General features: G+C 28.6%; 1 protein-coding gene. It reads right to left on the minus strand.

All coding sequences use genetic code 11. The features are described from left to right. Window positions 1-1,217, minus strand: a 1,217-nt coding sequence (locus L1S49_RS23070) for an IS4 family transposase (RefSeq protein ID WP_238907698.1), incomplete at its 3' end; no start/stop codon positions are given. Window positions 1,218-1,328 lie beyond the last annotated feature (111 nt).

Genomic DNA, 1,328 nt, shown 5'->3' on the forward strand with positions numbered 1-1,328 from the left:
TTTCGCTCATGACTACGGTTTGGACGTATTTGTGAGCGTATTTTTTTAGCCTTCTCTAATATACTTTCTAATAGTCTTTTGCCTAAAATAGGCTTTGCCATCATCGATATTATCTTTTTTAAAACTTTACTTAATATAAAATTTCTATTTGCCTGATATTCTGACTTTAAATTTTTATCCTTATTATGATTTGCTATCGCTTCATCGGCATCTTTCTTTATAAGTGATGCAACCATCGACAAATAAATAGATGCATAAAAATCTTGTTCAATTGCAATTGGCTTGGTTCCAGAGAATTCTTCTATTTCAATACTACTTTTAAGCTCTTTGTATTTACATTCTATTCCCCATCTAAGAAAATAAAGTTCTTTAAATTCCATCGGTGTAATTTCATTATTATACATATTAGTCACTAATACCTCAGTTATTTCATCAGAAAGTTTAATCTTTAATACCCTTACTTTCTTTATTTCCCCATTTAACTTATATTCTATTGTAGAATCATCGGATTCAGTAGATTGAGCAAGTTTGAAAGAGCTTGATACTCTCATTAAAAAGTATAGGCTTTTACTATTTAAATAATCAAACATATCATATGATGGATACCCTCTATCAAAAATTACAATACTATTTTTTAGTGAAATTTTATCACCTATTGATTCTATATGCTGTTTAGCCAATTCTCTTTCACTTGTTCTGTATTTTATGATTTTAGCATCAACTATAATATCATTTAGTACATCATACAAAGCTGACGCCGATGCGATAGCAGTTCTTGTTTTGTTCTGATTACTACTTAATCCAAAATATTCACCACATTCAGCCGTATCTGGAACTTGTAAACTTGTTCCATCAACGGCCAGTATATTAAATCCATTCCACTTCTTAAGAGTTTTTGTGGATTTGTAAAAAGAATCAACAAATAGCCTACATAATTCCTTAAATGCTTCAGTCGATATATTCTGCCTTGCCTTAGAAAATGCTTGTTTTGAGATATGAGGAAAATTTAAATATGTATGATCTTCAATAAAATCACTTATTTCTGTAGCTATAGATTTACGTAATGCGGAGCAAATAAAGTATATCGTATTAGAAAAGGATAATTTTCTTTTTCTTGAGAATGAATTCCCTAAGCTATATGATTCTTTAAAATCACTAGAAACAATTAACTCGTTTGTTTTCTTTAAAATTTGGGATAGTACTTTAATATTTTTCATAAAATCAAACCTCGCTATAAATTTAATATCTATAGTGAGACTTCATTTTTCTTATCTATTGTCAAGTGTTTTTTTTATTATTTTTTATATTTCCCTAAGTTGACGACATTG

This window comes from Clostridium sp. YIM B02506, from assembly GCF_022324845.1.
In the GTDB taxonomy this organism is placed as follows: domain Bacteria; phylum Bacillota; class Clostridia; order Clostridiales; family Clostridiaceae; genus Clostridium_T; species Clostridium_T intestinale.